Origin of the sequence: Rhizobium sp. ZPR4 (genome assembly GCF_040215725.1) — a bacterium.
In the GTDB taxonomy this organism is placed as follows: domain Bacteria; phylum Pseudomonadota; class Alphaproteobacteria; order Rhizobiales; family Rhizobiaceae; genus Rhizobium; species Rhizobium rhizogenes_D.
The window spans coordinates 1,402,630-1,425,814 of the sequence record NZ_CP157967.1; the positions used below are offsets into that span (position 1 = coordinate 1,402,630).

Annotated in this window: 23 protein-coding genes; 11 read left to right on the forward strand and 12 right to left on the reverse strand. The window is 59.2% G+C overall.

Annotated features, from left to right (window positions below):
• Nucleotides 1–148 precede the first annotated feature (148 nt).
• Nucleotides 149–1,558: a type I glutamate--ammonia ligase gene (gene glnA / locus ABOK31_RS06910; RefSeq protein ID WP_174174828.1), complete on the reverse strand. Its 1,410-nt coding sequence runs from the start codon at nucleotides 1,556–1,558 to the stop codon at nucleotides 149–151.
• Between the two features lie 63 nt (nucleotides 1,559–1,621).
• On the reverse strand, nucleotides 1,622–1,960 hold the full coding sequence (locus ABOK31_RS06915; protein ID WP_015339877.1) for a P-II family nitrogen regulator: 339 nt from the start codon (nucleotides 1,958–1,960) through the stop codon (nucleotides 1,622–1,624).
• A gap of 348 nt (nucleotides 1,961–2,308) precedes the next feature.
• On the opposite strand from ABOK31_RS06915, the gene ABOK31_RS06920 reads away from it, so the two are divergent.
• Nucleotides 2,309–3,784 (forward strand): NAD(P)H-hydrate dehydratase, encoded by a 1,476-nt coding sequence (locus tag ABOK31_RS06920; protein ID WP_349958245.1) that lies wholly within the window; start codon nucleotides 2,309–2,311, stop codon nucleotides 3,782–3,784.
• Nucleotides 3,785–3,786: 2 nt separating this feature from the next.
• Here ABOK31_RS06920 and ABOK31_RS06925 read toward each other — a convergent pair whose 3' ends face one another.
• Both ABOK31_RS06925 and uvrA read right to left on the reverse strand, forming a co-directional pair.
• Nucleotides 3,787–4,593 carry a DUF72 domain-containing protein gene (locus ABOK31_RS06925; protein ID WP_349958246.1) on the reverse strand — a complete coding sequence of 269 codons (807 nt, stop codon included), beginning with the start codon at nucleotides 4,591–4,593 and terminating at the stop codon, nucleotides 3,787–3,789.
• Between the two features lie 33 nt (nucleotides 4,594–4,626).
• On the reverse strand, nucleotides 4,627–7,548 hold the full coding sequence (gene uvrA, locus ABOK31_RS06930) for an excinuclease ABC subunit UvrA (RefSeq protein ID WP_349958247.1): 2,922 nt from the start codon (nucleotides 7,546–7,548) through the stop codon (nucleotides 4,627–4,629).
• A gap of 271 nt (nucleotides 7,549–7,819) precedes the next feature.
• Between uvrA and ABOK31_RS06935 the strand changes: the two genes are divergently transcribed.
• Nucleotides 7,820–8,386, forward strand: coding sequence for a single-stranded DNA-binding protein (locus ABOK31_RS06935; RefSeq protein WP_174174835.1), 567 nt, complete (start codon nucleotides 7,820–7,822; stop codon nucleotides 8,384–8,386).
• A 50-nt stretch (nucleotides 8,387–8,436) separates the two neighbouring features.
• On the opposite strand, the gene ABOK31_RS06940 is transcribed toward ABOK31_RS06935, so the two are convergent.
• On the reverse strand, nucleotides 8,437–9,069 hold the full coding sequence (locus ABOK31_RS06940) for a MarC family protein (RefSeq protein ID WP_174174837.1): 633 nt from the start codon (nucleotides 9,067–9,069) through the stop codon (nucleotides 8,437–8,439).
• Nucleotides 9,070–9,294: 225 nt separating this feature from the next.
• On the opposite strand from ABOK31_RS06940, the gene gyrA reads away from it, so the two are divergent.
• Nucleotides 9,295–12,090 (forward strand): DNA gyrase subunit A, encoded by a 2,796-nt coding sequence (gene gyrA / locus ABOK31_RS06945; RefSeq protein ID WP_349958248.1) that lies wholly within the window; start codon nucleotides 9,295–9,297, stop codon nucleotides 12,088–12,090.
• A 159-nt stretch (nucleotides 12,091–12,249) separates the two neighbouring features.
• Here the strand turns inward: gyrA and ABOK31_RS06950 are convergent, their stop codons facing one another.
• From ABOK31_RS06950 to ABOK31_RS06965, 4 genes are all read right to left on the reverse strand, one after another.
• Nucleotides 12,250–13,140 carry an NAD(P)-dependent oxidoreductase gene (locus ABOK31_RS06950; protein WP_349958249.1) on the reverse strand — a complete coding sequence of 297 codons (891 nt, stop codon included), beginning with the start codon at nucleotides 13,138–13,140 and terminating at the stop codon, nucleotides 12,250–12,252.
• Between the two features lie 215 nt (nucleotides 13,141–13,355).
• Nucleotides 13,356–13,490 (reverse strand): hypothetical protein, encoded by a 135-nt coding sequence (locus ABOK31_RS06955; protein WP_280173817.1) that lies wholly within the window; start codon nucleotides 13,488–13,490, stop codon nucleotides 13,356–13,358.
• Nucleotides 13,491–13,529: 39 nt separating this feature from the next.
• Entirely contained in the window at nucleotides 13,530–13,688 is a 159-nt protein-coding gene (locus tag ABOK31_RS06960; RefSeq protein WP_167078361.1) for a hypothetical protein, read from the reverse strand.
• A gap of 91 nt (nucleotides 13,689–13,779) precedes the next feature.
• On the reverse strand, nucleotides 13,780–14,004 hold the full coding sequence (locus ABOK31_RS06965) for a hypothetical protein (protein ID WP_234910529.1): 225 nt from the start codon (nucleotides 14,002–14,004) through the stop codon (nucleotides 13,780–13,782).
• A gap of 201 nt (nucleotides 14,005–14,205) precedes the next feature.
• On the opposite strand from ABOK31_RS06965, the gene coaD reads away from it, so the two are divergent.
• From coaD to ABOK31_RS07000, 7 genes are all read left to right on the forward strand, one after another.
• On the forward strand, nucleotides 14,206–14,718 hold the full coding sequence (coaD, locus tag ABOK31_RS06970) for a pantetheine-phosphate adenylyltransferase (RefSeq protein ID WP_015339888.1): 513 nt from the start codon (nucleotides 14,206–14,208) through the stop codon (nucleotides 14,716–14,718).
• 29 nt (nucleotides 14,719–14,747) lie between these two features.
• Complete coding sequence (locus ABOK31_RS06975) at nucleotides 14,748–15,320, forward strand: peptidylprolyl isomerase (RefSeq protein ID WP_174174845.1); 573 nt, start codon at nucleotides 14,748–14,750, stop codon at nucleotides 15,318–15,320.
• Between the two features lie 114 nt (nucleotides 15,321–15,434).
• Nucleotides 15,435–15,944 (forward strand): peptidylprolyl isomerase, encoded by a 510-nt coding sequence (locus ABOK31_RS06980; RefSeq protein WP_163985792.1) that lies wholly within the window; start codon nucleotides 15,435–15,437, stop codon nucleotides 15,942–15,944.
• Nucleotides 15,945–16,019: 75 nt separating this feature from the next.
• The gene (gene queA / locus ABOK31_RS06985; protein WP_174174847.1) at nucleotides 16,020–17,105 is read left to right on the forward strand and encodes a tRNA preQ1(34) S-adenosylmethionine ribosyltransferase-isomerase QueA; all 1,086 of its coding nucleotides are present in this window, start codon (nucleotides 16,020–16,022) and stop codon (nucleotides 17,103–17,105) included.
• 6 nt (nucleotides 17,106–17,111) lie between these two features.
• The gene (gene tgt, locus ABOK31_RS06990; RefSeq protein WP_349958250.1) at nucleotides 17,112–18,242 is read left to right on the forward strand and encodes a tRNA guanosine(34) transglycosylase Tgt; all 1,131 of its coding nucleotides are present in this window, start codon (nucleotides 17,112–17,114) and stop codon (nucleotides 18,240–18,242) included.
• 230 nt (nucleotides 18,243–18,472) lie between these two features.
• The gene (locus ABOK31_RS06995; RefSeq protein WP_174174849.1) at nucleotides 18,473–18,898 is read left to right on the forward strand and encodes a VOC family protein; all 426 of its coding nucleotides are present in this window, start codon (nucleotides 18,473–18,475) and stop codon (nucleotides 18,896–18,898) included.
• Between the two features lie 253 nt (nucleotides 18,899–19,151).
• Nucleotides 19,152–20,042 (forward strand): cell wall hydrolase, encoded by an 891-nt coding sequence (locus ABOK31_RS07000; protein ID WP_174174851.1) that lies wholly within the window; start codon nucleotides 19,152–19,154, stop codon nucleotides 20,040–20,042.
• Between the two features lie 180 nt (nucleotides 20,043–20,222).
• Here the strand turns inward: ABOK31_RS07000 and ABOK31_RS07005 are convergent, their stop codons facing one another.
• The 3 genes from ABOK31_RS07005 to ABOK31_RS07015 are packed head-to-tail and all read right to left on the reverse strand — an operon-like array spanning nucleotide 20,223 to nucleotide 22,491.
• Nucleotides 20,223–20,645 (reverse strand): DUF4864 domain-containing protein, encoded by a 423-nt coding sequence (locus tag ABOK31_RS07005; RefSeq protein WP_349958251.1) that lies wholly within the window; start codon nucleotides 20,643–20,645, stop codon nucleotides 20,223–20,225.
• A gap of 56 nt (nucleotides 20,646–20,701) precedes the next feature.
• Nucleotides 20,702–21,967 carry a beta-ketoacyl-ACP synthase II gene (gene fabF, locus ABOK31_RS07010; protein ID WP_349958252.1) on the reverse strand — a complete coding sequence of 422 codons (1,266 nt, stop codon included), beginning with the start codon at nucleotides 21,965–21,967 and terminating at the stop codon, nucleotides 20,702–20,704.
• 17 nt (nucleotides 21,968–21,984) lie between these two features.
• Nucleotides 21,985–22,491, reverse strand: a complete 507-nt coding sequence (locus tag ABOK31_RS07015) for a helix-turn-helix domain-containing protein (protein ID WP_349958887.1) — start codon at nucleotides 22,489–22,491, stop codon at nucleotides 21,985–21,987.
• 121 nt (nucleotides 22,492–22,612) lie between these two features.
• On the opposite strand from ABOK31_RS07015, the gene ABOK31_RS07020 reads away from it, so the two are divergent.
• On the forward strand, nucleotides 22,613–23,104 hold the full coding sequence (locus tag ABOK31_RS07020) for a GNAT family N-acetyltransferase (protein WP_349958253.1): 492 nt from the start codon (nucleotides 22,613–22,615) through the stop codon (nucleotides 23,102–23,104).
• Nucleotides 23,105–23,185: the final 81 nt, after the last annotated feature.

Genomic DNA, 23,185 nt, shown 5'->3' on the forward strand with positions numbered 1-23,185 from the left:
GCCCCCATTCCTTCATTGAACTGTCATATTCGGCTCGGATTTACTTCGAGCGACAGCTCTATATGAAAGCGCTATTTGGAGGGACACCTGCCACCAGCTTCCTCTTTATGACGAAAGCCCCGGCAAGCCGGGGCTTTCGTATTCGATATCAGACCGAATAGTACATGTCGTATTCGACCGGATGCGGGGTCATTTCGAAGCGCATGACTTCCTGCATCTTCAGTTCGATGAAAGCGTCAATCTGATCGTCGTCGAAGACGCCGCCGGCGGTCAGGAACTTGCGGTCCTTGTCGAGGCTTTCCAGCGCTTCGCGCAGCGAGCCGCAAACCGTCGGGATCTTCTTCAGCTCCTTCGGCGGCAGGTCGTAGAGATCCTTGTCCATGGCCTTGCCGGGATGAATCTTGTTCTTGATGCCGTCGAGGCCGGCCATCAGCATGGCAGCAAAGCCGAGATAGGGGTTGGCGGTCGGGTCAGGGAAGCGGACTTCGACGCGCTTTGCCTTCGGGTTCGTACCGAACGGAATGCGGCAGGATGCGGAACGGTTGCGAGCCGAATAGGCGAGCAGAACCGGAGCTTCGTAACCCGGGACGAGACGCTTGTAGGAGTTCGTCGACGGGTTGGTGAAGGCGTTGATCGCCTTGGCATGCTTGATGATGCCGCCGATATAATAGAGGCAGCTCTCGGAGAGGCCTGCATACTCGTCACCGGCGAAGGTCGGCTTGCCGCCCTTCCAGATCGACTGGTGAACGTGCATGCCCGAACCGTTGTCGCCGAAGATCGGCTTCGGCATGAAGGTTGCCGTCTTGCCATAGGCATTGGCAACCTGATGCACGACATACTTGTAGATCTGCATCTTGTCGGCGTTGCGTACCAGCGTGTCGAACTTGATGCCAAGCTCGTGCTGGGCGGCCGCGACTTCGTGGTGATGCTTTTCGACGACGACGCCCATTTCGGTGAGAACCGTCAGCATCTCGGAGCGCATGTCCTGGCAGCTGTCGATCGGCGGAACCGGGAAGTAACCGCCCTTGACGCGCGGACGGTGGCCGAGGTTGCCGGTCTCGTAGTCGGTGTCGTCGTTGGACGGCAGCTCGCTGGAATCGAGCTTGAAGCCGGTGTTGTACGGGTCGGCCTTGTATTTTACGTCGTCGAAGACGAAGAATTCGGCTTCCGGGCCGAAGAAGGCGGTGTCGCCGATGCCGGAGGCCTTGAGATAGGCTTCGGCCTTCTTGGCGGTGCCGCGCGGATCGCGGTTATAGGCTTCGCCGGAGACCGGATCGAGGATGTCGCAGAGGATAACCATGGTGGACTGCGCGAAGAACGGATCCATATGGACCGTGTCCGGATCGGGCATCAGCACCATGTCGGATTCGTTGATGGCCTTCCAACCGGCAATCGAGGAGCCGTCGAACATGACGCCATCGGCGAACATGTCTTCGTCGACACAGATCACGTCCATGGTGAGGTGCTGGAGTTTGCCCTTCGGATCCGTGAAGCGCAGGTCGACGAACTTGACGTCGTTATCCTTGATTTGTTTCAAAATTTCGCTTGCGGTCGTCATTAAATTACTTCCCTTGACTTAGATGACGATTAAACGAGCCGCGGCCGAAAATGGCCGGGCGGATTAAATGGCGTCGATGCCCGTTTCGCCGGTGCGGATTCGAATGACTTCTTCCACGTTGGAAACGAAAATCTTTCCGTCGCCGATACGGCCTGTTTGCGCAGCCTTGCGGATGGCCTCGATCACCGCTTCCGCATTTTCGTCCGCCAATACAACTTCGACCTTCACCTTCGGTAGGAAGTCGACGACGTATTCGGCGCCACGGTAAAGCTCCGTGTGGCCCTTCTGACGACCGAAGCCCTTCGCTTCCGTGACGGTGATGCCCTGCAGGCCGACTTCTTGAAGGGCTTCCTTCACTTCGTCGAGCTTGAAGGGCTTAATGATCGCTTCGATCTTTTTCATGAGAAAATGTCTCTCCGCTTCTCCTGATACAGCAGGACTACTCCCCGCTCGGCCAACGTAATGCACGTATCATGCCAATTGAGAACGAGCTGCTGTAAAAAATCCCGGCGAATTCGTACCGAGACGATGAATTGATGAGGATTTTTCGGAAAAATGGAAGCGATTTCGCGCGGAAATGCGTGGGATAAGCAAAAATTCGCAAAAAAGAGCCATGCAAGGCGAGTTTATGCTTCGGCAACACCTTGAATCTTATTGTTTAATTATTATGCAAATGCACATTTATAAGACAAATCAGCTCGCGCAATAGCGGTTGTTTTTGAGGCAGATTTCGCATCTATAATATCCGCCATGATGTTGCCGCTCCCCGACCTGCTCCTCACGCCTGATGCCATGTCTGCCGTCGACAGCGCCGCTGCCGCCTCCGGCATCGATTCCTATGGGCTCATGGAAAAGGCGGGGCAGGCGGTGGCTGCCGCCGCACTCCGGCATTTTCCCGGCGCCATCCGATATGTCGTCCTCTGCGGGCCGGGCAACAATGGCGGCGATGGCTATGTAGCTGCCCGCGCGCTGCAACAGGCTGGAACCGCCGTGAGGCTGTTTTATCTGGGCGATCCGCAGCGGCTTAAGGGAGATGCTGCGCGCGCCTTTGCCGATTGCTCGGTCGAAGGTGAGGCGATCGGTGGCTATTTTCCTCAGCCTGGCGATCTCGTCATCGATGCGATCTTCGGCGCGGGCCTCTCCAGGCCGGTTCCGGATGATGTTGCTGCCGTCATCGCTCGCGTTGCGGAGGCAGGTGTTCCCGTGGTTGCCGTCGATCTGCCTTCCGGCGTCGACGGGCGCAGCGGCCAGGTTCTCGGCGCGGCCTTCCATGCCGTTCGCACGGTGACTTTCATGACGCGCAAGCCGGGTCATCTTCTGCTGCCGGGCCGCGACCTGTGTGGTGAGCTGGAGGTTTTCGACATCGGTATCCCCAGCCGCATCGTGCGCGCCCATGCTGACGACCTGCTCGCCGAAAATACGCCTGCGCAGTGGCAGGCGGCCATACCCTCGGCAGGTGCCGAGACGCACAAATACAAGCGAGGCCATCTCGTCGTTTTTTCCGGCGGGCCGAACGCCACGGGGGCGGCACGCATGTCGGCCATGGCCGGGTTAAAGGCCGGGGCCGGGCTCGTCACCATAGCCTCGCCGCCGGATGCGCTTAGCGTCAATGCCGGCCTTCTGACCGCAATCATGCTGCATGACGTCGAAGACGAAGTGTCGTTGCGGACATGGCTTGCCGACAAACGCCTCTCCACTTTTATTCTCGGACCGGGTTTCGGCGCGAGCGAGAAGGCGCGGCAATTCTGTCTCGCGCTTGCGGATCGCCATCTTGTGCTGGATGCGGACGGCATCACCTCGTTCCGCGACGACCCGCAGCGATTGTTCGATGCTTTCGCCGAAGGGCTGACACGATTGGTGCTGACGCCGCATGAAGGGGAGTTCGGCCGTCTTTTTCCCGATATCGCCGCCGATGAAACCTTGAGCAAGATCGACAAGGCAAGAGCGGCTGCGGCGAGAGCCCACGCCGCCATCATCTACAAGGGCGCCGATAGCGTGATTGCCGCCCCGGATGGCAGGGCCTTGATCAATGCCAACGCGCCGCCCTGGCTTGCCACGGCCGGCTCCGGCGATGTGCTCGCCGGCATTGTCGGCGGCCTGATGGCGCAAGGGACGCCGGCCTTCGAGGCGGCAGCAGCCGGTGTCTGGCTGCATGGCTTGGCAGGGCAACATGCTGGCAAGGGGCTGACGGCCGAAGATCTCATGTCGGCCGTCAAGCCGTTGTAACGCTACTTCGCGACTTCCTGCTGCAAGGCGATCGCGCCCGGCGGCGCATTCACCTTGCCCTCGTGGATCATGAAGGCAAAGACATCGCGTGGTTCCGTCTTGACCTTGCGCTTGGTATCGATCAGCGGCAGATCATCAGGGACATTGCCTGTGGCCCATGATTTCAGGCGATCCGCCCAGGCTTTCAGGTCCTTCGGCGGATAACAGGTCTTGATATCGTCCGATCCCTTCTGCAAGCGGGCATAGACGAAATCGGCCGTGACATCGGCGATCATCGGATAGTCGAAATGCTCGGCGCAAACGGGTGCGACATTGTATTTTTCGAGCAGCGCGACGAACTCCGGCACCTTGAAGGAATCGTGCCGGACCTCGACAACGTGTTTCAAGGCAAGGCCGTCCTGCTTCGCCGGCAGCAGCTTGAGGAAAGCCTCGAAATCGTCGGAATCGAATTTCTTCGTCGGCGCGAACTGCCAGAGCAGCGGGCCGAGATGATCGCCGAGCTCGCTGATCCCGGATTCCAGAAACTTCTGCATGGATTCGCCGGCCTCGGCAAGAATCCGGCGGTTGGTGACGAAGCGGGTGGCCTTCAAGGAGAAAATGAATCCATCAGGCACATCGGCGGCCCACTTGGCAAAGACCTCGGGCTTCTGCGTGCTGTAGTAGGTGCCGTTGACCTCGATCACCTTCAGCTGGCGGCTGGCGTAATTGAGTTCGTCCTTCTGCTTCAGCGTATCGGGATAGAAGGTCCCGCGCCAGGGCTCGAAAGTCCAGCCGCCTATGCCTGTGCGGATTGCGCCCGCTTTGGTCATTCTCTCCTCCTTGGACGTTCGTCCGCGTGAACCTCACTCCGCTGCCGCAACCTTCTTCATCGGCCGCCGCTCCAGCAACTCCTTCAGGAATTGCCCGGTATAGGAGCGCTTCTCCTTGACGATCGCCTCCGGCGTTCCGACGGCAACGATCTCGCCGCCGCCATCGCCGCCTTCGGGACCGAAATCGAGGATCCAGTCGGCCGTCTTGATGACTTCGAGATTGTGCTCGATGACCACGACCGAATTGCCCTGGTTGACCAATTCGTGCAGCATTTCCAGAAGCTTGGCGACATCGTGGAAGTGCAATCCGGTTGTGGGTTCGTCGAGAATGTAGAGCGTGCGGCCCGTCGATCGCTTCGACAGTTCCTTGGCTAGCTTGACGCGCTGCGCCTCGCCACCCGAAAGCGTATTGGCCTGCTGTCCCACCTTGATATAGCCGAGGCCGACATCCTTGAGACTCTGCAGCTTGTCGCGCACGGCGGGTACGGCTGCGAAGAAATCGACGCCTTCCTCGACCGTCATGTCGAGCACGTCGGCGATCGACTTGGTCTTGAAGGTGACATCGAGGGTCTCGCGGTTATAGCGCTTGCCATGGCAGACGTCGCAGGTGACGTAGACGTCGGGCAGGAAGTGCATCTCGATCTTGATGACGCCATCGCCCTGGCACGCCTCGCAGCGGCCGCCCTTGACGTTGAAGGAGAAGCGACCGGGTTGATAGCCGCGTGCCTTGGCTTCCGGCAGGCCGGCAAACCAGTCGCGGATCGGTGTGAAGGCGCCGGTATAGGTCGCCGGGTTCGAACGCGGCGTGCGGCCGATCGGCGACTGATCGATGTCGATGACCTTGTCGATATGCTCGAAGCCGTCGATGCGGTCGTGATCGGCGGGAATTTCGCGCGCACCCATGACGCGCCGCGCGGCCGACTTATACAGCGTTTCAATCAGGAAGGTGGATTTGCCGCCGCCGGATACGCCGGTAACTGCCGTGAAGACGCCAAGCGGGATGGAAGCCGTAACATTCTTGAGGTTGTTGCCCCGTGCGCCGACAACCTTGATTTCCTTGCCCTTCTTCGGCTTGCGGCGCTCGTCCGGAACAGGAACCCCAAGCTCGCCGGAAAGATATTTACCGGTCAGTGACTTCGGGTTCGCCATGATATCCTGCGGTGTGCCATGCGCCACCACCTGGCCGCCATGCACGCCGGCGGCCGGCCCGATATCGACGACATCATCGGCCGTCAGGATCGCATCCTCATCGTGCTCGACGACGATCACGGTATTGCCGATATCGCGCAGATGTTTCAGCGTCTCCAGCAGCCGGGCATTGTCGCGCTGATGCAGGCCGATCGACGGCTCATCGAGCACATAGAGAACGCCGGTCAGTCCGGAACCAATCTGCGACGCCAGTCGGATGCGCTGGCTCTCGCCGCCGGACAGCGTACCTGAATTGCGCGAGAGGCTGAGATACTCAAGCCCCACATCGTTGAGGAAGCGCAGTCGATCGCGGATTTCCTTGAGGATGCGGACGGCAATCTCATTCTGCTTGTCGGTAAAGGTACCGGGCAGCGCATCGAACCAGTCGCGGGCGACACGGATCGACATCTCCGCCACCTGGCTGATGTGCAGCTTGTCGATCTTGACCGCCAATGCTTCCGGCTTCAGGCGATAGCCGTTGCACGCCGGGCAGGGAGCTGCCGACATGAAACGCTCGATCTCTTCGCGCGCCCAGGCGGAATCCGTTTCCTTCCAGCGGCGCTCGAGGTTCGGCACGATGCCTTCGAAGTTCTTATGCGTGGTATAGGAGCGGGCACCATCGGCATAATGGAACTCGATCTTGTCTTCCGTGCCGTTCAGGATGACATCCTTGGCCTTGTCGGACAGTTCGGTCCAGCGGCTGCCGAGCTTGAAGCCGTAATGCTTGCCGAGCGCTTCCAGCGTCTGATTGTAATAGGGCGAGGTCGACTTGGCCCAAGGCGCGATGGCGCCGTCGCGCAGCGTGCGTTCCGGCTCCGGCACGATCAGCTCCGGATCGATCTTCTGCTGCGAGCCCAAGCCGTCACAGGACGGGCAGGCACCAAAGGGATTGTTGAAGGAGAACAGGCGCGGCTCGATTTCCGGAATGGTGAAGCCGGAAACCGGGCAGGCGAATTTCTCCGAGAACAGCACACGCTCATGCGTCTCGTTCAGCGACTTGTTGGCCGAACCGCCGGCGGCGGTCTCTTCCGGCGGCAGCGGCTTGTCGGCGAACTCTGCGACCGCAAGACCGTCTGCAAGCCGCAACGAGGTTTCAAAGCTGTCCGCAAGACGTGCGGCCATGTCGGGCCGGACGACAATGCGGTCGACCACAACGTCGATGTCGTGCTTGTATTTCTTGTCCAGCGCCGGCACATCGGCAATCTCATAGAACTGGCCGTCGACCTTGACACGCTGGAAGCCCTTTTTCATGAGCTCCGCCAGTTCCTTCTTGTACTCGCCCTTGCGGCCGCGCACGAGCGGCGCCAGAATATAAAGCCTTGTGCCTTCTTCATAGGCGAGCACGCGGTCGACCATCTGACTGACCGTCTGGCTCTCGATCGGCAGGCCCGTGACAGGGGAATAGGGAACGCCGACGCGTGCAAACAGCAGACGCATATAGTCGTAGATTTCGGTGACCGTACCGACCGTCGAGCGCGGATTGCGCGATGTCGTCTTCTGCTCGATCGAGATTGCCGGTGATAGACCATCGATCTGATCGACATCGGGCTTCTGCATCATTTCGAGGAACTGGCGCGCATAGGCCGAAAGGCTTTCGACATAGCGGCGCTGTCCTTCGGCATAGATCGTGTCAAAGGCAAGCGACGACTTGCCGGAGCCCGAAAGGCCGGTCATGACGATCAGCTTGTTGCGTGGCAGGTCGAGATCGATGCCCTTGAGATTGTGCTCGCGCGCACCACGTATGGAAATAGTCTTTAGTTCGCTCATCGTCGTATGCAGGTCCCTTGGAGTCTGCCTTTATTTAGTGATGCCAGCCCGCGAGTCGAGGCTGAAATGATGGGCAGGATCAGGTTTTCGATTCCGTTGACACGATCATAAGGATAAATTAGAACAAAGAAAGAACAAAATTGTCGCGGCGATTTCTTTGTGGATGAACGGAACTGGAAAGGCCGCATAAATAGCACCAGACGCCCGCTATGGGTTAAGGTGCCTGGATAGAATTTCAAAGCCGTCGATGGGCGGCAAGCAGGGTGGTATCATGGCCGGTAGTGTGAACAAGGTAATTCTGATTGGAAATCTCGGGGCGGACCCCGAAATCCGCCGCACGCAGGACGGCCGCCCGATCGCCAACCTCAACATCGCGACCTCAGAAACCTGGCGTGACCGCAATTCCGGCGAACGCAAGGAAAAGACGGAGTGGCACCGCGTCGTCATTTTCAATGAAGGCCTCTGCAAGGTCGCCGAGCAATATTTGAAGAAGGGCGCCAAGGTTTATATCGAAGGCGCGCTGCAGACCCGCAAGTGGCAGGATCAGAACGGCCAGGATAAGTATTCGACCGAAATCGTTCTGCAGGGCTTCAATTCGACCCTGACCATGCTCGATGGTCGCGGCGAAGGCGGTGGTGCAATGGAAGGCGGAAGCCGCGGCGGTCGCGGCGGCGGTGATTTTGGTGGCGGCTACGGCGGCGATTATGGCGGTGATGACTACGGCCAGTCTTCTTCGCAGGGCTCTTCCCGCAGTGGCGGCGGCAACCGCGGGGGTGGCAACCAGGGTGGCGGCGGCGGGAATTTCTCGCGCGATCTGGATGATGACATCCCGTTCTGAGAGCGGCCTAGCTGCTTGATTTTTGAAAGCCCGCCACTTGGCGGGCTTTTTCATGAAAGGGCGAGCGCCGCTTTTGCGCCGTCCACGACAAATTGCGCGGCAAGTGCCGCCAGGATAACTCCGAGCAGGCGGGTCAGGATGGCGCGGCCCGTTGCACCAAGCATGCGGTCCAGCCTGTCGGAAATCGCAAGCGCGGCAAAGACCAGACAGAGATTGGCGGCGATGACGCCGATCAGTTGCGCCCGGTCGAGTGTCGTCTGCAGCGATCCTGCCAAGAGGATCGTGGCCGAGATCGCGCCGGGGCCGGCGATCAGCGGCAAAGCGAGGGGAAAGACCGCGATATTGCGAATATGATCCTTCGTGATGGCGACTTCCGTCGTCTTCTCTTTTCGGTCCTGTCGCCGCTCGAACACCATCTCGAAAGCGATCCAGAAGAGGAGCAGGCCGCCGGCGATGCGGAAGGCGCCGATGGAGATGCCGAGCACGCCAAGCACGCTTGCTCCGAATAGCGCAAAGGCTGCCAGAATGAAGAAGGCGATCAGTGATCCGCGCAGCGCGACCTGCTTGCGCTCCGCCCGATTCATACCCGCCGTAAGTCCGATGAAAAGCGGCGCGAGCCCTGGCGGATCGACAGTCACAAGCAGCGTCGTGAAGGCATTGATCAGCGTATCCGCGCTCGCCATATGGTCCCCGAAGCTTGTTCTATCGCTGTTATCGAGCATTGTTATGCGAGGAATCGGCTTTCGCAAAGGGTCATGTGCCGCTATTGCCGGGTTACGCCACGGAAATGTTCGATTTCATGGCTTAAAGAGGCAAAAGTCTGTTCAAAAACACCGGCCTAAATTGGCGCTCGCCAGGCCTTTCGGCTATAAATTTCGCAGTGATTCTAAAAGAGATCGTGATCTGTTTTGACTGAGCAAACACCACCCGGCGGCGGGAAGCTCCCGCCAGGCATCGAGCCGATTTCCATCATGGAGGAAATGCAGCGGTCGTATCTCGATTACGCCATGAGCGTGATCGTCAGCCGCGCGCTTCCCGACGTTCGCGATGGTCTGAAGCCTGTTCATCGGCGCATCCTCTATGCGGCGCATCAGAGCGGCTATCACTGGAACCGTAAATATGTGAAGTCGGCCCGCCCCGTCGCCGACGTCATGGGTAGCTACCACCCGCACGGCGACGCCTCGATCTATGACGCCTTGGTCCGCATGGCGCAGGATTGGTCGATGCGTGTGCCGCTCATCGACGGGCAGGGCAATTTCGGCTCGATCGACGGCGATCCGCCGGCGGCGATGCGTTATACGGAATCGCGCCTGACGAAGGTTGCCCACGAGCTTCTCGAGGATATCGACAAGGAAACGGTCGACTTCCAGGAAAACTACGATGCGACCACGGAAGAGCCGAAGGTTCTGCCGGCGCGCTTCCCGAACCTGCTCGTCAACGGTTCCGGCGGCATTGCCGTCGGCATGGCGACGAATATTCCGCCGCATAACCTCTCTGAAGTGATCAACGGCTGTATTGCGCTCATCGACAATCCGGCGATCGAATTGCCTGAGATGATGCAGATCATCCCCGGCCCGGACTTCCCGACGGGTGCGAAGATCCTCGGCCGTGCCGGCATCCGTTCCGCCTATGAGACGGGCCGTGGCTCCGTTGTCATGCGCGGTGTCGCGACCATCGAGCCGATGCGCGGCGATCGCGAGCAGATCATCATCACCGAGGTTCCCTATCAGGTGAACAAGGCGTCGATGATCGAGAAGATGGCCGAACTCGTGCGCGAGAAGCGCATCGAGGGCATCTCCGACCTGCGCGACGAGTCCGACCGTCAGGGCTATCGCGTCGTCGTCGAGCTGAAGCGCGACGCCAATGCAGATGTCATCCTGAACCAGCTCTATCGTTATACGCCGCTGCAGACCTCCTTCGGCTGCAACATGGTGGCGCTGAACGGCGGCAAGCCCGAGCTGATGAACCTGATGGACATGCTGCGCGCTTTCGTGGCTTTCCGCGAGGAAGTCATCAGCCGCCGCACGAAGTACCTCCTGCGCAAGGCTCGTGATCGCGCCCATGTCTTGGTCGGCTTGGCGATTGCGGTTGCCAATATCGATGAGGTCATCCGTGTCATCCGCCAGGCGCCGGATCCGCAATCGGCCCGCGAAGAGCTGATGACGCGTCGCTGGAATGCGGCGGACGTCGAATCTCTTATTCGGCTAATCGACGACCCGCGCCACCGCATTAATGAGGACGGTACCTACAACCTCTCGGAAGAGCAGGCCCGCGCCATTCTCGAACTGCGTCTGGCACGCCTGACCGCTCTCGGTCGCGATGAAATCGACGAGGAACTCAACCAGATCGGCGCAGAGATCAAGGACTACCTTGATATCCTGTCTTCGCGCGCGCGCATCCAAGCCATTGTAAAACAAGAGCTTGCTGCGGTTCGCGACGAATTCGGAACACCGCGCCGCACCGAGATCGTCGATGGCGGTCTCGAGATGGACGACGAGGATCTGATCGCCCGCGAGGACATGGTCGTCACCGTTTCCCATCTCGGTTACATCAAGCGCGTGCCGCTGACCACCTATCGTGCGCAGCGCCGCGGCGGCAAGGGCCGCTCCGGCATGACCACCCGCGACGAAGATTTTGTTACCCGGCTATTTGTTCTCAATACACATACGCCGGTCCTGTTCTTCTCGTCTCGCGGTATCGTCTATAAGGAAAAGGTCTGGCGTCTGCCGATCGGCACGCCGACGTCGCGCGGCAAGGCACTGATCAACATGCTGCCACTGGAGCCTGGCGAGCGCATCACCACGATCATGCCTCTGCCCGAGGATGAGGATAGCTGGGACAATCTCGACGTGATGTTCACGACGACGCGCGGCACCGTGCGCCGCAACAAGCTGTCGGATTTCGTCCAGGTCAACCGCAATGGCAAGATCGCCATGAAGCTCGAGGAGGAGGGTGATGAAATCCTCTCCGTCGAGACCTGTACCGAGCATGACGACGTGTTGATGACGACGGCGCTTGGCCAGTGCATTCGCTTCTCGGTATCGGATGTGCGCGTTTTCGCCGGCCGCAATTCGATCGGTGTTCGCGGTATCACCCTTGCATCCGGCGATCGCATCATCTCGATGACGATCGTCCGGCATGTGGATGCCGAGCCATGGGAGCGTGCAGCCTACCTCAAGCGCTCCGTCAGCGAGCGTCGTTCGGCGACGGGCGACGACGAGGAAATCGCGCTCGTCGGTGAGGAAGTCACCGACGAGGGACAGTTGGGCGATGAGCGTTACGAAGAACTCAAGGCGCTCGAGCAGTTTATCCTGACGGTTTCGGAAAAGGGCTTCGGCAAGCGTTCGTCTTCTTACGATTTCCGCATCTCCGGCCGTGGCGGCAAGGGTATCCGCGCTACCGACACGTCGAAGACGGGCGAGATTGGCGAGCTTGTTGCCGCCTTCCCGGTCGAGGACGGCGATCAGATCATGCTCGTCTCGGATGGCGGTCAGCTGATCCGCGTCCCCGTCGGCGGCATCCGCGTCGCCAGCCGCGCCACCAAGGGCGTCACCATCTTCTCAACCGCGAAGGACGAGAAGGTCGTATCCGTCGAGCGTATCAGCGAGCCGGAAGGCGATGAGGACGCGGCAGTCGACGATGAGACTGTTGCCGATGAGGCAGGGGATGCCGGCGGCGATGTCGAGGGCGGCAGCGAAGAATAGGATTTCGCTGCCTCCGATCGGAAAAGCCGGGGTTGCCCGCCGAGCCGAGTAAAAAATCAATGCTTTCAATCGCATGAGCTTGGCGACAGGCTCATGCGATTGTTTTTGTGCAGTGGGCGTGGGCGAGCCGGAGCTGCCAAAGGACGCTTGTAGGACCTTCTATTCCGGGCGTCTGCTGTTTTGCGAGAAGGGCGGCAGAACCTCCAGGCTCTCCCGATCCAGCTGCGCGAAAACCTCGTCATAACCGAAGCGGAAATGCCAGCCGAGGACCGCACCCGCGGATTTCGATGCGTAAACACGATCGATTCTGTCAGGCAGAGGCCAGTTTTGCTGGGCGAATTTCGCGGCAAGGCCGGGCGCGCGTAACCGGATGACGGAGGTGGCGTCGACCGCGAGCGCCTCGCAATCTTCCGGTTTGAACAGTGTGCTGGCGGAAACGATATGTCGTTGAAAATCTTTGCCGCCGTTCGTGAGTGCCGCCACATGGGCATCCGCGACATCACGGATATCAACGCCGCGATGCAGACGATAGATGGCCACCACATTGGTCGACTCCGGAAAGCTTCGAGACATGCGTAAAACGCGAATCTGCAGATTCGAGCCGGCCATGCCCTTAAGGATCTGTTCGGCTTCCAGTTTCGTACGGTGATAGATGCTTTTCGGTTGCGGCACGGTGTCTTCATCGATCCATGTGCAATGACCGGAGACGACGGCGTGACCATAAAGCGCCGTGGTGCTGGTAAATATCAGTCGCTTCACGCCGGCAGCCAGCGCTGCCTCAGCTAGTTGCCGTGTTCCATCCACGTTGATGCGACGAAATTCATCGTCGGAAACCGTGCCGACATGAGGCGCGTGCAGGGCCGCGCAATGGATGACCGCATCCGCATCCGTCAGCGCTTGGCGCAGCAACGTCGCATCGGTAAAATCTCCGACGAGATGCGTCGTCGAAAACGGCGATCGATCGATGCCTATCACCGTGTGGCCTGGCGCAAGCGCATTAAAGATCGCCCGGCCAAGTCGCCCGGAGCTGCCTGTCAGGACAATGCGCATCTCGATCCCTCGATGAACCGCGATCACCATAGCATGATTGAAGCGGCTGACGCGCTTCCTCTTGCAAAATCATGCTTTTGCGTCGAGACGACAAGGGTGTGGGGGAGAGGATTTATATTGTAACGGCAATAAAAAACCGGACGCTGGCGGGGATAGCGTCCGGTTCATGGTCCATCCGAGCATCTGGCGGGGAGAGGATGCTCGGTACGCGGAGATCAGAGCGTCTTGTGACGCTTATGCAGTCTCTTGCTCTCTTCGCTTTCGCGATGGAGCGCCGAAATGGTGGATGCGACTGACACGACAAACATGATGCTGATGAAAACTGTAAGCAGCGTCAAAATTGTGAACATGATCGCTCCCTCCTTTGGTGGGACTAGCGTTCAGATCCCTTAGTATTGGCTCGAGGCAACGAAGGGACGAGCCGAAGCAAAGGGACCATAGATCTTCGACTGGTCGGGTTTCTGATCGTAAAGCGCAACGGTTGCTGCAAGCATTCCCGAAATCATGGCCATCCAAACAAAGTTAATAAGGGTGATCTTGTCGGGCATACTCTTCTTCCTTCTTGCCGCAATGTGCAATTTGAGTTTCGGACTGTTAACGCGGCGTTTCCCAAATGGTTCCGCCGATATTGAGAGCTATCTAGCAATGCGCGCCTGAAGCGACCTTGAATGCCTTGTTCATCTGGCGTTCAGATTCGCGATGCGTTTTGCGCATGGCGATGGCTATTTCTTGGGCAAAATCGATGTCGTTGCTGTTTCCCGAGGCGGAATCCCATTCGATCTCATAATTGTCGGCGAAAAGATGAACGAGGTATTCGACGAAAAATGAACCGATGATGGCGCCTGCGATGATGAAGACGAGCATGACATGATTTCCCTGAAGCGGAGACCGGCGGGCCGTTGAACCAGGCCCGTTTCGATGTTGATGGCAGTAAAGCATGGTCGAGCTGAAACGGGCTTGAACGGCGTGTTCATCTACAGTTCAGAGGCGGTCGCTGGGTTGCAAATCACTTGCGATACGGCCTCATCCATGACAAAAGGCGTCGAAACAACGAGCCGGCTTGGTATGACGACAGCCTTCTATCCAGGGTCTTTCGACCCGATGACCAACGGACATCTGGATGTCCTCGTGCAGGCGTTGAATGTCGCCGCCAAGGTGATCGTCGCGATCGGCATTCATCCCGGCAAGAAGCCGCTTTTCTCCTTCGAGGAGCGGGCGGAGCTCATTCGCAGATCACTCGGAGAGGCTTTGCCACAAAAGGCGGGCGATATTTCCGTCGTCGCCTTCGACAATCTGGTCGTCGATGCGGCCCGCGCCCATGGTGCGACCTTGCTCGTGCGCGGTCTGCGCGACGGCACCGATCTTGACTATGAAATGCAGATGGCTGGCATGAACAGGCAGATGGCGCCGGATATCCAGACGCTGTTTCTGCCAGCCGGCACGGCCTCGCGGCCCATAACCGCCACATTGGTGCGGCAGATCGCATCCATGGGCGGCGATGTCAGCGCCTTCGTGCCGTCGGCGGTGCTGGAAGCGCTGAACGGCAAACTCAAAAATAAGGCCAGCGGCAACAGCTGAGCCGAAATCCAATCCCGAACGGAGCATCCATGAAACTCTTTCATATTGCATTGGCAGGATTCCTGAGCCTTGCCGCCTTCGCAGGCAGCGCGTTCTCGGCCGCAGCCGCAGATCTTTTGACCATCCAGCTCAAGGACGGCCCGGTGGTCATCCAGTTGATGCCGGAGGTTGCGCCGAAGCATGTTGCCCAGATCGAAGCGCTGGCGAAGAAGGGTGCCTACGACAACGTCGTCTTCCATCGCGTTATCGATGGCTTCATGGCGCAGACCGGTGACGTTCAGTACGGCAACGCTTCCAAGGGTTATGACCCGAACAAGGCCGGCACCGGCGGTTCCGACCTGCCGAACCTTCCGGCAGAATTCTCCAAGGTTCCGTTCCAGCGCGGCACCGTCGGCATGGCGCGTGCCCAGGACCCGAACTCCGCCAATTCGCAGTTCTTCATCATGTTCGCCAATGGGGATTTCCTGAACGGCCAGTACACGGTCGTCGGCAAGGTCATCTCGGGCATGGAGCTTGTCGACAAGATCAAGCGTGGCGAAGGCCAGAACGGCGAAGTGAGCAACCCTGACAAGATGATCAAGGTTACTGTCACCAAGAAGTGATTTCACGGGCATGATCCCAAAAGGCGCGGCGCGGCTTTTGGATGAGATCAAGCCAAGGCAAGTTGCATGATCCTGCCCGGATCATGCACAAACAGAAAGAACAAGGAAACGAACATGGCTGAGATCAAGGATCCAGAAAACACCCTCATCCTGGAAACCACCAAGGGCCAGGTTGTCATTCAGCTTCTGCCACAGGTCGCTCCCGAGCACGTTGCCCGCATCAAGGAGCTTGCGCGCGAAAAGGCCTATGACGGCGTCGTCTTCCATCGTGTTATCGACGGCTTCATGGCCCAGACCGGCGACGTGCAGTTCGGCAAGCAGGGCAGCGAAACCTTCAATCCAGGCCGCGCCGGCATGGGCGGCTCCTCCAAGCCGGACCTGAAGGCTGAGTTTTCCGCGACTTCGCATATTCGCGGCACCTGCTCCATGGCTCGTTCGCAGAACCCGAACTCGGCCAACTCGCAGTTCTTCATCTGCTTTGCCGACGCTCCCTGGCTGAACAAGCAGTACTCCGTCTGGGGTCAGGTTATCTCCGGCATGGATTTCGTCGACCAGATCAAGCGCGGCGAGCCGGTAAAGGATCCGGATTCGATCGTATCTGCTCGGGTTGCTGCCGACGTCTGATCGTGATTATTCCTGAAACCCGCCTCTTGCGCCTTTGGCGTGAGGGGCGGGTTTCGCTTTGCCTGGATGAATTCAATGCGTGTTGACCTTTTCGATTTCGATCTGCCGGATGAGCGTATCGCGCTCAGGCCCGCCGAGCCGCGTGACAGTGCACGTCTGCTCGTTGTCGATCCGAACAATGGTTCGAATACGCTGAGCGACCACCGGATACGAGATCTGCCGTCCTTCCTGCGCCCCGGCGACGCCGTGGTCTTCAACGATACCAAAGTGATCCCGGCACAGCTGGAAGGCATTCGCCATCGCGAAGGTGCGCCAGGCCAGCAGGTCTCGGCAACCTTGCATATGCGCGCCGCGCCCGATCGCTGGAAGGCTTTCGCAAAGCCCGGCAAGCGTATCAAGATCGGCGACCGCATCCAGTTCGGCCATGGCGAGAATGTTTGCGCGCTCGGCACGCTCGACGCGACCGTCGAGGAAAAAGGTGAGGGCGGAGAGATTACCCTGCGGTTCGATCTGTCTGGTCCTGCATTGGACGAGGCAATCGCCGCAGTCGGGCATATTCCGCTGCCGCCCTATATTGCCGCGAAGCGTCCCGAAGACGAGCGCGATCGCGCCGATTACCAGACGATTTATGCACGCGAAGAGGGCGCGGTCGCAGCACCCACCGCCGGCCTGCATTTCACGCCATCTCTGTTTGCCGCACTCGATGCCCTCGGCGTCGAGCGGCATTTCGTGACGCTGCACGTCGGCGCCGGCACCTTCCTGCCCGTCAAGGCCGATGACACCGACGATCACAAGATGCATTTCGAGATCGGCTATGTCGATGCCGCGACGGCCGCAAAGCTGAATGCCGTCAAGGCGAGGGGTAGCCGCATCGTCTGCGTCGGCACGACGTCGCTGCGATTGATCGAAAGTGCCGCCGCTGAGGACGGCACTATCCAGCCTTGGCACGGCGCCACCGGTATTTTCATCACACCCGGCTATCGCTTCAAGGCGGTCGACATGCTGATGACCAATTTCCACCTGCCGCGCTCGACCCTGTTCATGCTCGTATCGGCTTTTGCCGGCCTTGATACGATGCGTGCGGCCTACACCCATGCTATCGAGACGGGCTATCGCTTCTATTCCTATGGCGATGGCAGCCTGCTCTACCGGAAAGACTAGGACGAGATGAGCGAGAGCTTTCAGTTTCAATTGAAGAAGACCGACGGCGGCGCCCGCCTCGGTGAAGTTTCCATGCCGCGCGGGACCATCCGCACGCCGGCATTCATGCCCGTCGGCACAGTCGGCACTGTCAAAGCCATGTATCTCGACCAGGTGCGTGAGACCGGCGCCGATATCATCCTCGGCAATACCTATCACCTGATGCTACGCCCGACTGCCGAGCGTGTCGCCCGCCTCGGCGGCTTGCATCAGCTGATCCGCTGGCCGCATCCGATCCTCACCGATTCCGGCGGCTTCCAGGTGATGTCGCTGTCGGGTCTGCGCAAACTGGACGAGCAGGGCGTCACCTTCAAATCGCATGTCGATGGCAGCCTGCATCATATGTCGCCGGAACGCTCGATCGAGATCCAGGGCTTGCTCGATTCCGATATCCAGATGCAGCTCGATGAATGCGTCGCATTGCCGGCAACGCCGACGGAAATCGAGCGCGCCATGGAAATGTCGCTGCGTTGGGCGGAGCGCTGCAAGGTGGCTTTCGGCAATCAGCCCGGGAAGGCGATGTTCGGCATCGTCCAGGGCGGCGACGTGACAGAACTTCGCGTCCGGTCGGCGCAGGCGCTGAGCGGCATGGACCTGAAAGGCTACGCGGTGGGCGGCCTTGCCGTCGGCGAACCGCAGGAAGTCATGCTGCGCATGCTGGAGATCACGCTTCCGGAACTGCCGACGGAGAAGCCGCGCTACCTGATGGGTGTCGGCACGCCGGACGACATCCTGAAATCGGTTGCCCGCGGCATCGACATGTTCGATTGCGTGATGCCGACCCGCTCGGGCCGCCACGGACTGGCCTTCACCCGCCGCGGCAAGGTGAATATCCGCAACGCCCGCCACGCCGAGGACATGCGCCCGCTTGACGAGCAGTCCAATTGCCCGGCCTCGCGCGACTACTCGCGTGCCTATCTGCACCATCTCGTCCGCGCCAACGAAGCGCTCGGCGGCATGCTACTCTCCTGGCACAATCTCGCCTACTACCAGGAACTGATGCAGGGCATCCGCCAGGCGATCGCCGAAGGCCGCTTTGCCGATTTCATGGCCGAGACGCAGGAAAACTGGGCGAGGGGTGATCTTGAGCCGGTATAATCGGGTCTCGCACACGCTCTTGCCTCGATCCCAATTTCACGTTAGTTGGGCATCGTCGAAAAATGGCAGGGTCGGATCGGTAAGCCCGACCCCTTCTATTTGAAGCTCTGCTCCTCGCCATTGGCGTGAGAACCCACGACGCGGAACTTGGCCATTGTGGTCGAGTGTCCCGCGTTGGCGTGGGCCGGATCGACCGACATGTCTCCGCGGGAAAGCCTTTTGGAGCTGTCATGAGACTGAACCACCTGGATCTGCATGTTCCCGATGTCGCTGCGACCCGGGATTTTTTTGTTTCCGTTTTCGGCCTGACGGAAGTGGAAACGCGAGGCGCAAATGGTCTTGCCATCCTTCGCGACGATGCCGGGCTTGAGCTTGTCATCAGCCGGCCGGTGGAGAAATTCGGCGGCGCCGATACCGTCTCCGTCGGTCGCAATACCTATCATATCGGCTTCGTGCAGCCCTCCCGGGAGGCGGTCGATCTGTTGTTCGAGCGGGTGAAATCGAGCGGCTGCGAGATCTGGAAACCACCTTCGATCATACGCGGCAATTGGTCGTTTTATTGTTTTGCACCGGGGCGAATCCTTATCGAAGTCGGCTGGCGCATGGACCTTGCTCTGTTGGTAAATCATTTATTATCGATTGATTGTTACTCTTAACCAACATCATCTTGAGCCGGCTGGAACGGGCTTGCCGTGGGCAATCTCCGTTTCCGGCTGCGTTTCAAAATAGGCCTGGCAACAATAAAGCATTGGGAAAAATAGCGAATCGGAATAAACGGTCCATCCGCCTTTGAAAAACGTCATTGGCTGATTTGATTGCGTGGACGCTTGGAATTTTGAAAAAATCCGGCTAAAACGCATTCTCTTAATCGATAAGGGCTGTACTACCGAAAATAGGAGGCACTTGCCGTTGAGGGCGCAACGCAAATTCGGGGCATGTCTTTCAGGGCTATTGGTTGTCGGTTTGGCCGCTACCAGCTGCACGACGACGCAGAAGACAACAGCTACCCCCAGCAATACCACCAAGCCCATTCGTGGCGCGAAGGTGACGTATAATTATACGATAAAGGACAAGGACTGTCTCGAACGTGCAATGTACTTCGAGTCGGAACGCTCCGATCCCGGCGGTTACATGGCCGTTGGAACGGTCGTGATGAATAGATTGACCTCCGGTGCCTATCCGCCCACGATCTGTGGCGTGGTCTCCCAGGAAAGGCAGTTTGCCCCAGGTGTGATGACCAGAGAAGTCAAGGATCAGGCAAAGCCCGATCTTGAAGTTGCTGCGTCGAAGATCCTGCGTGGTGAGCGGCATCCTCAGGTGAAGGACGCGATGTTCTTCCACACCGAAGGGCTGAGATTCCCGTACGATAATATGCATTACGTCGCTTATGCTGGCGGCAACGCGTTCTATGAGAAGCGTGGTCGCGATGGCGAATTGCAGACGCCGGCACCGCTTCCAGCCTACGAGGTCGCGATGAATTACGTGCCCACACAGGGCGCGCCGCAGTCTCCATTCGTGTTGCCGGAAATGCAGCCTGCATCGACGACTTCGGCCGTCGCGGCCTTTACGCCTGTCTCGAACCCTGTCGTGACGATGCCGCAGAATGCCGTTCTTATTCCGGCCGCGGTTCCGATCCCGACGCCGGCACCAACGGACATGGCGATTTCGGGACCGCTGTCGAACGGCGAAACCACATACACGAATACGCCTATGCCGGCTTCGACAGTCGTCATTCCGCAGCCGCGCCCCGAATTCGACGGCAATAGTGCGGTCGGAAATTCGGTTAGAATTCGCGGCTAGAAACACTTGGCCAAAGCTCTTGAACAGCGCGTCTCTCCCTGGGAGGCGCGCTGTTTTCATTTGGGCTGAGCTATCGGCTGGAGCACTTCCAGGAAAAGTGCATAGCGGTTTTCCGTCCGAAATGCGCAAAGAAACAAGAAGATAGGGCGTTTTCGCGATTCGAAGAAAAGCGGAAATGCTCTAAATGCCCTCGCTCGTCGCCTTGGAGAGGATCTGCACGCCGTTGATCTTGTAGCTGCCGTCGGGTTGACGGGTGATCTGGTAGATCGCCGTCCAGTCCTTGTCATCGGTGCCTGTGATCAGCACCTCCTGATAGACGACTGCGCCGTTGTCGATGGCGCGGCTCTTGCCGAAAGCATAGTTGCCGGGATGAAACACCGGTTGATAGCTCTTCTTCACCATGGCGAAGAAGCTATCCTTGTCTGGGAAAAGCGTCTTGATGCCGGGTGCGGCGAAGGAATAGGCGGTCGCCGCGTCATCGTGCAGAAAGGCCTCTATCTGTTGCTCGATAAGGCCTTGTGCCGTCTGAACCGGATCTTCCGCGTAAGCGACCGGCGCACAGGCGATGCAGCAGAGAAAAGCGGCGATAGAAAAAGCGCGCATATCCGTCTCCAGCCAATGGAGAAAGCTTAGCGCGCTTTGATCGTAAGCAGAAGCGATTACTGCCAGCGGCGGAAGAGGGCGCTGGCATTGACACCGCCAAAACCGAAGCCATTGGAGATCGCATACTCCATGGCCATCGGCCGGGCGGTCGCTCCGACGATATCGATACCCTCGGCAGCCGGGTCAGCCTCCTGCAGATTGCGGGTTGGCGGGGCGATCTGGTCGCGCAGAGCCATGATGGTGAAGATCGCTTCCATACCGCCGGCAGCACCCAGAAGATGGCCCGTTGCAGCCTTCGTGCCGCTGACGGCAATCGCGCCATCGCGGCCGAACACGGTCTTGATGGCTTCCATCTCGCCTCGGTCGCCGACTTGTGTCGACGTCGCATGCGCGTTCAGGTGTTTGACCTCGGCGGGCGAAATGCGAGCCTGGGAAAGTGCAGCGAGCATGGCGCGGCGCGCACCATCGCCGTCTTCCGGCCCGGCGGTCATATGATAGGCATCGGCGGCTGTGCCATAGCCGACAAGCTCGGCAAGTGGCGTGGCGCCACGCGCAAGGGCATGCTCCAAGGTCTCGATGACAAGCATGCCGGCGCCTTCGCCCATGACGAAACCGTCCCGGCCGCTGTCGAAGGGGCGCGAGGCTTCTTCCGGCCGGTTGCTGAAGCCGGTCGAGAGCGCGCGTGCCGCCGCAAAGCCGCCGAGGCTCACCTTGTCGATGCAGGCTTCCGTGCCGCCGCAGATGGCGACATCGGCCTCGCCTGAGCGGATCAGCCGCGCGGCGTCGCCGATCGCCTGAACGCTGGCGGCACAGGCCGTGACCGGCGCACCGAGCGGCCCCTTATATCCATAGCGGATGCTCACCTGTCCGGCGGCGAGATTGACGAGGAAGGAGGGGATGGTGAAGGGCGACAGACGCCGCACGCCCTTTGTCTCGGCCGTGCGCACGGCATCGGCGATGGCAGGAAAGCCGCCGACGCCCGAGGCAATGATCGTTGCCGTCCGCTCCAGAGCGCTGACGTCAGTCGGTTGCCAGCCAGCCTGCAGGATCGCTTCCTCGGCCGCTGCCATGGCGAGAAGGATGAAGCGGTCCATCTTCTTCTGGTCTTTGACCGGCACGTAGCGATCGACATCGAAGCCGGCTTCTGCATCCTCGGCGATATCAGGAACGACGCCGCCGACCTTGGCTGCGAGATCGTCCACCATTTCCTCAGGCAGCAGCCGCAGGCCAGAGCGTCCCTCGACAAGCCTCTTCCAGCTTGCATTGACACCCACGCCCAAGGGCGAAACCAGCCCCATGCCGGTGATGACGATACGATCCATGTCTTGCTCCTATTTGGTCAGGCGTCGAAGCCCAGAAACCATGCTTTCATCTGGGCGATGCGTTCATGAACCGTGTCGTCGGCCGCCGGCCCCGGCACAAGGATCGTGTCTTCGGGGTGAAAGGCGCGGCCGGTGACGCGGTCGATGAGAAGCGGGTCGCGATCTTCACCGGTATTGGCGTCGACAAGGCGCATCGCGACCTCTTCTGCAGGCAAATGCTGGTTGCCCCAGGTAAACAGCGCCATCAGCACGGGGAAGAAATCCCGACCTTTTTCAGTCAGCACATATTCGTAGCGTGGCGGTCGTTCATTGTAGAGACGACGCTCGAACAGGCCTTCATCGGTCAGATGCTTGAGGCGCCGCGTCAGGATATTCGGGGCAACGCCGAGATTCTTCTGGAACTCGTCGAACCGGCTCAACCCTTGAAGCGCATCGCGCAGGATCAGGATACTCCACCAGTCGCCGACACTTTCGAGCGCACGGGCGGCGGGGCATTTGAAACTGCTGAAGCTCGTTCTCTGCATGGGCAAGGCAGATAGCATGAGTAACTAGCATAATGCAAGTTACTATCTGTCTGTCGCAAAATGGTCGCTTTGGTTTGCAGTTTGTTTGACTGGTTGGGCTTCAGGCAAAAGGGGTGACGTTATGACGACAAGTCGCGGCTTGACGACCGAGCGGTTGCATCTGCGTGCACCCGTCTTTGCTGACATTGCATTCGTACGGAAGTTGATTTCGCATGAGGAGGTGCGCCGCTTTCTCGGGGGACCTGTTTCTATTGATCAACACGAAACGGTGATTTCTGGCTATTTCGCGTTTGAGGAAGGGGAAATGGTGTGGCTGGCGGAAACCAAGAGCTCACGGCAACCTCTTGGTTTGATTTCAATTTCACATCATAGGGACGGTCAGGATCGCGAACTGTCGTATCAATTTCATCCAGGCGCGTGGGGTCATGGCTATGCAGCGGAAGCGGCAAGGCGTGTCCTTGATTATGCTTTGAAGGATCTGCAGCTCAAGCGGTTGATAGCGGAAACCCAGTCTGCCAATTTCGCATCCCGCCGCCTGCTGGAGCGAGTGGGCATGAGAGAATCGGGGCGATTGCATCGGTTCGGGGCCGAGCAAATCATCTATGTGAGTTAGCTATTCATCACAAAGACATCTCTGCACTAGGACCGTTGTGGGAAGGCAGGATATCTGGGCTATTTTCACAGACAGGCCTCG

Excerpts from the sequence above, each read along its gene's own strand:
- glnA (WP_174174828.1), bottom strand. The coding sequence starts at position 1,558 with ATGACGACCGCAAGCGAAATTTTGAAACAAATCAAGGATAACGACGTC.
- ABOK31_RS06915 (WP_015339877.1), bottom strand. The coding sequence starts at position 1,960 with ATGAAAAAGATCGAAGCGATCATTAAGCCCTTCAAGCTCGACGAAGTG.
- ABOK31_RS06920 (WP_349958245.1), top strand. The coding sequence starts at position 2,309 with ATGATGTTGCCGCTCCCCGACCTGCTCCTCACGCCTGATGCCATGTCT.
- ABOK31_RS06925 (WP_349958246.1), bottom strand. The coding sequence starts at position 4,593 with ATGACCAAAGCGGGCGCAATCCGCACAGGCATAGGCGGCTGGACTTTC.
- uvrA (WP_349958247.1), bottom strand. The coding sequence starts at position 7,548 with ATGAGCGAACTAAAGACTATTTCCATACGTGGTGCGCGCGAGCACAAT.
- ABOK31_RS06935 (WP_174174835.1), top strand. The coding sequence starts at position 7,820 with ATGGCCGGTAGTGTGAACAAGGTAATTCTGATTGGAAATCTCGGGGCG.
- ABOK31_RS06940 (WP_174174837.1), bottom strand. The coding sequence starts at position 9,069 with ATGGCGAGCGCGGATACGCTGATCAATGCCTTCACGACGCTGCTTGTG.
- ABOK31_RS06950 (WP_349958249.1), bottom strand. The coding sequence starts at position 13,140 with ATGCGCATTGTCCTGACAGGCAGCTCCGGGCGACTTGGCCGGGCGATC.
- ABOK31_RS06955 (WP_280173817.1), bottom strand. The coding sequence starts at position 13,490 with ATGTTCACAATTTTGACGCTGCTTACAGTTTTCATCAGCATCATGTTT.
- ABOK31_RS06960 (WP_167078361.1), bottom strand. The coding sequence starts at position 13,688 with ATGCCCGACAAGATCACCCTTATTAACTTTGTTTGGATGGCCATGATT.
- ABOK31_RS06965 (WP_234910529.1), bottom strand. The coding sequence starts at position 14,004 with ATGCTCGTCTTCATCATCGCAGGCGCCATCATCGGTTCATTTTTCGTC.
- coaD (WP_015339888.1), top strand. The coding sequence starts at position 14,206 with ATGACGACAGCCTTCTATCCAGGGTCTTTCGACCCGATGACCAACGGA.
- ABOK31_RS06975 (WP_174174845.1), top strand. The coding sequence starts at position 14,748 with ATGAAACTCTTTCATATTGCATTGGCAGGATTCCTGAGCCTTGCCGCC.
- ABOK31_RS06980 (WP_163985792.1), top strand. The coding sequence starts at position 15,435 with ATGGCTGAGATCAAGGATCCAGAAAACACCCTCATCCTGGAAACCACC.
- queA (WP_174174847.1), top strand. The coding sequence starts at position 16,020 with ATGCGTGTTGACCTTTTCGATTTCGATCTGCCGGATGAGCGTATCGCG.
- tgt (WP_349958250.1), top strand. The coding sequence starts at position 17,112 with ATGAGCGAGAGCTTTCAGTTTCAATTGAAGAAGACCGACGGCGGCGCC.
- ABOK31_RS06995 (WP_174174849.1), top strand. The coding sequence starts at position 18,473 with ATGAGACTGAACCACCTGGATCTGCATGTTCCCGATGTCGCTGCGACC.
- ABOK31_RS07005 (WP_349958251.1), bottom strand. The coding sequence starts at position 20,645 with ATGCGCGCTTTTTCTATCGCCGCTTTTCTCTGCTGCATCGCCTGTGCG.
- fabF (WP_349958252.1), bottom strand. The coding sequence starts at position 21,967 with ATGGATCGTATCGTCATCACCGGCATGGGGCTGGTTTCGCCCTTGGGC.
- ABOK31_RS07015 (WP_349958887.1), bottom strand. The coding sequence starts at position 22,491 with ATGCAGAGAACGAGCTTCAGCAGTTTCAAATGCCCCGCCGCCCGTGCG.
- ABOK31_RS07020 (WP_349958253.1), top strand. The coding sequence starts at position 22,613 with ATGACGACAAGTCGCGGCTTGACGACCGAGCGGTTGCATCTGCGTGCA.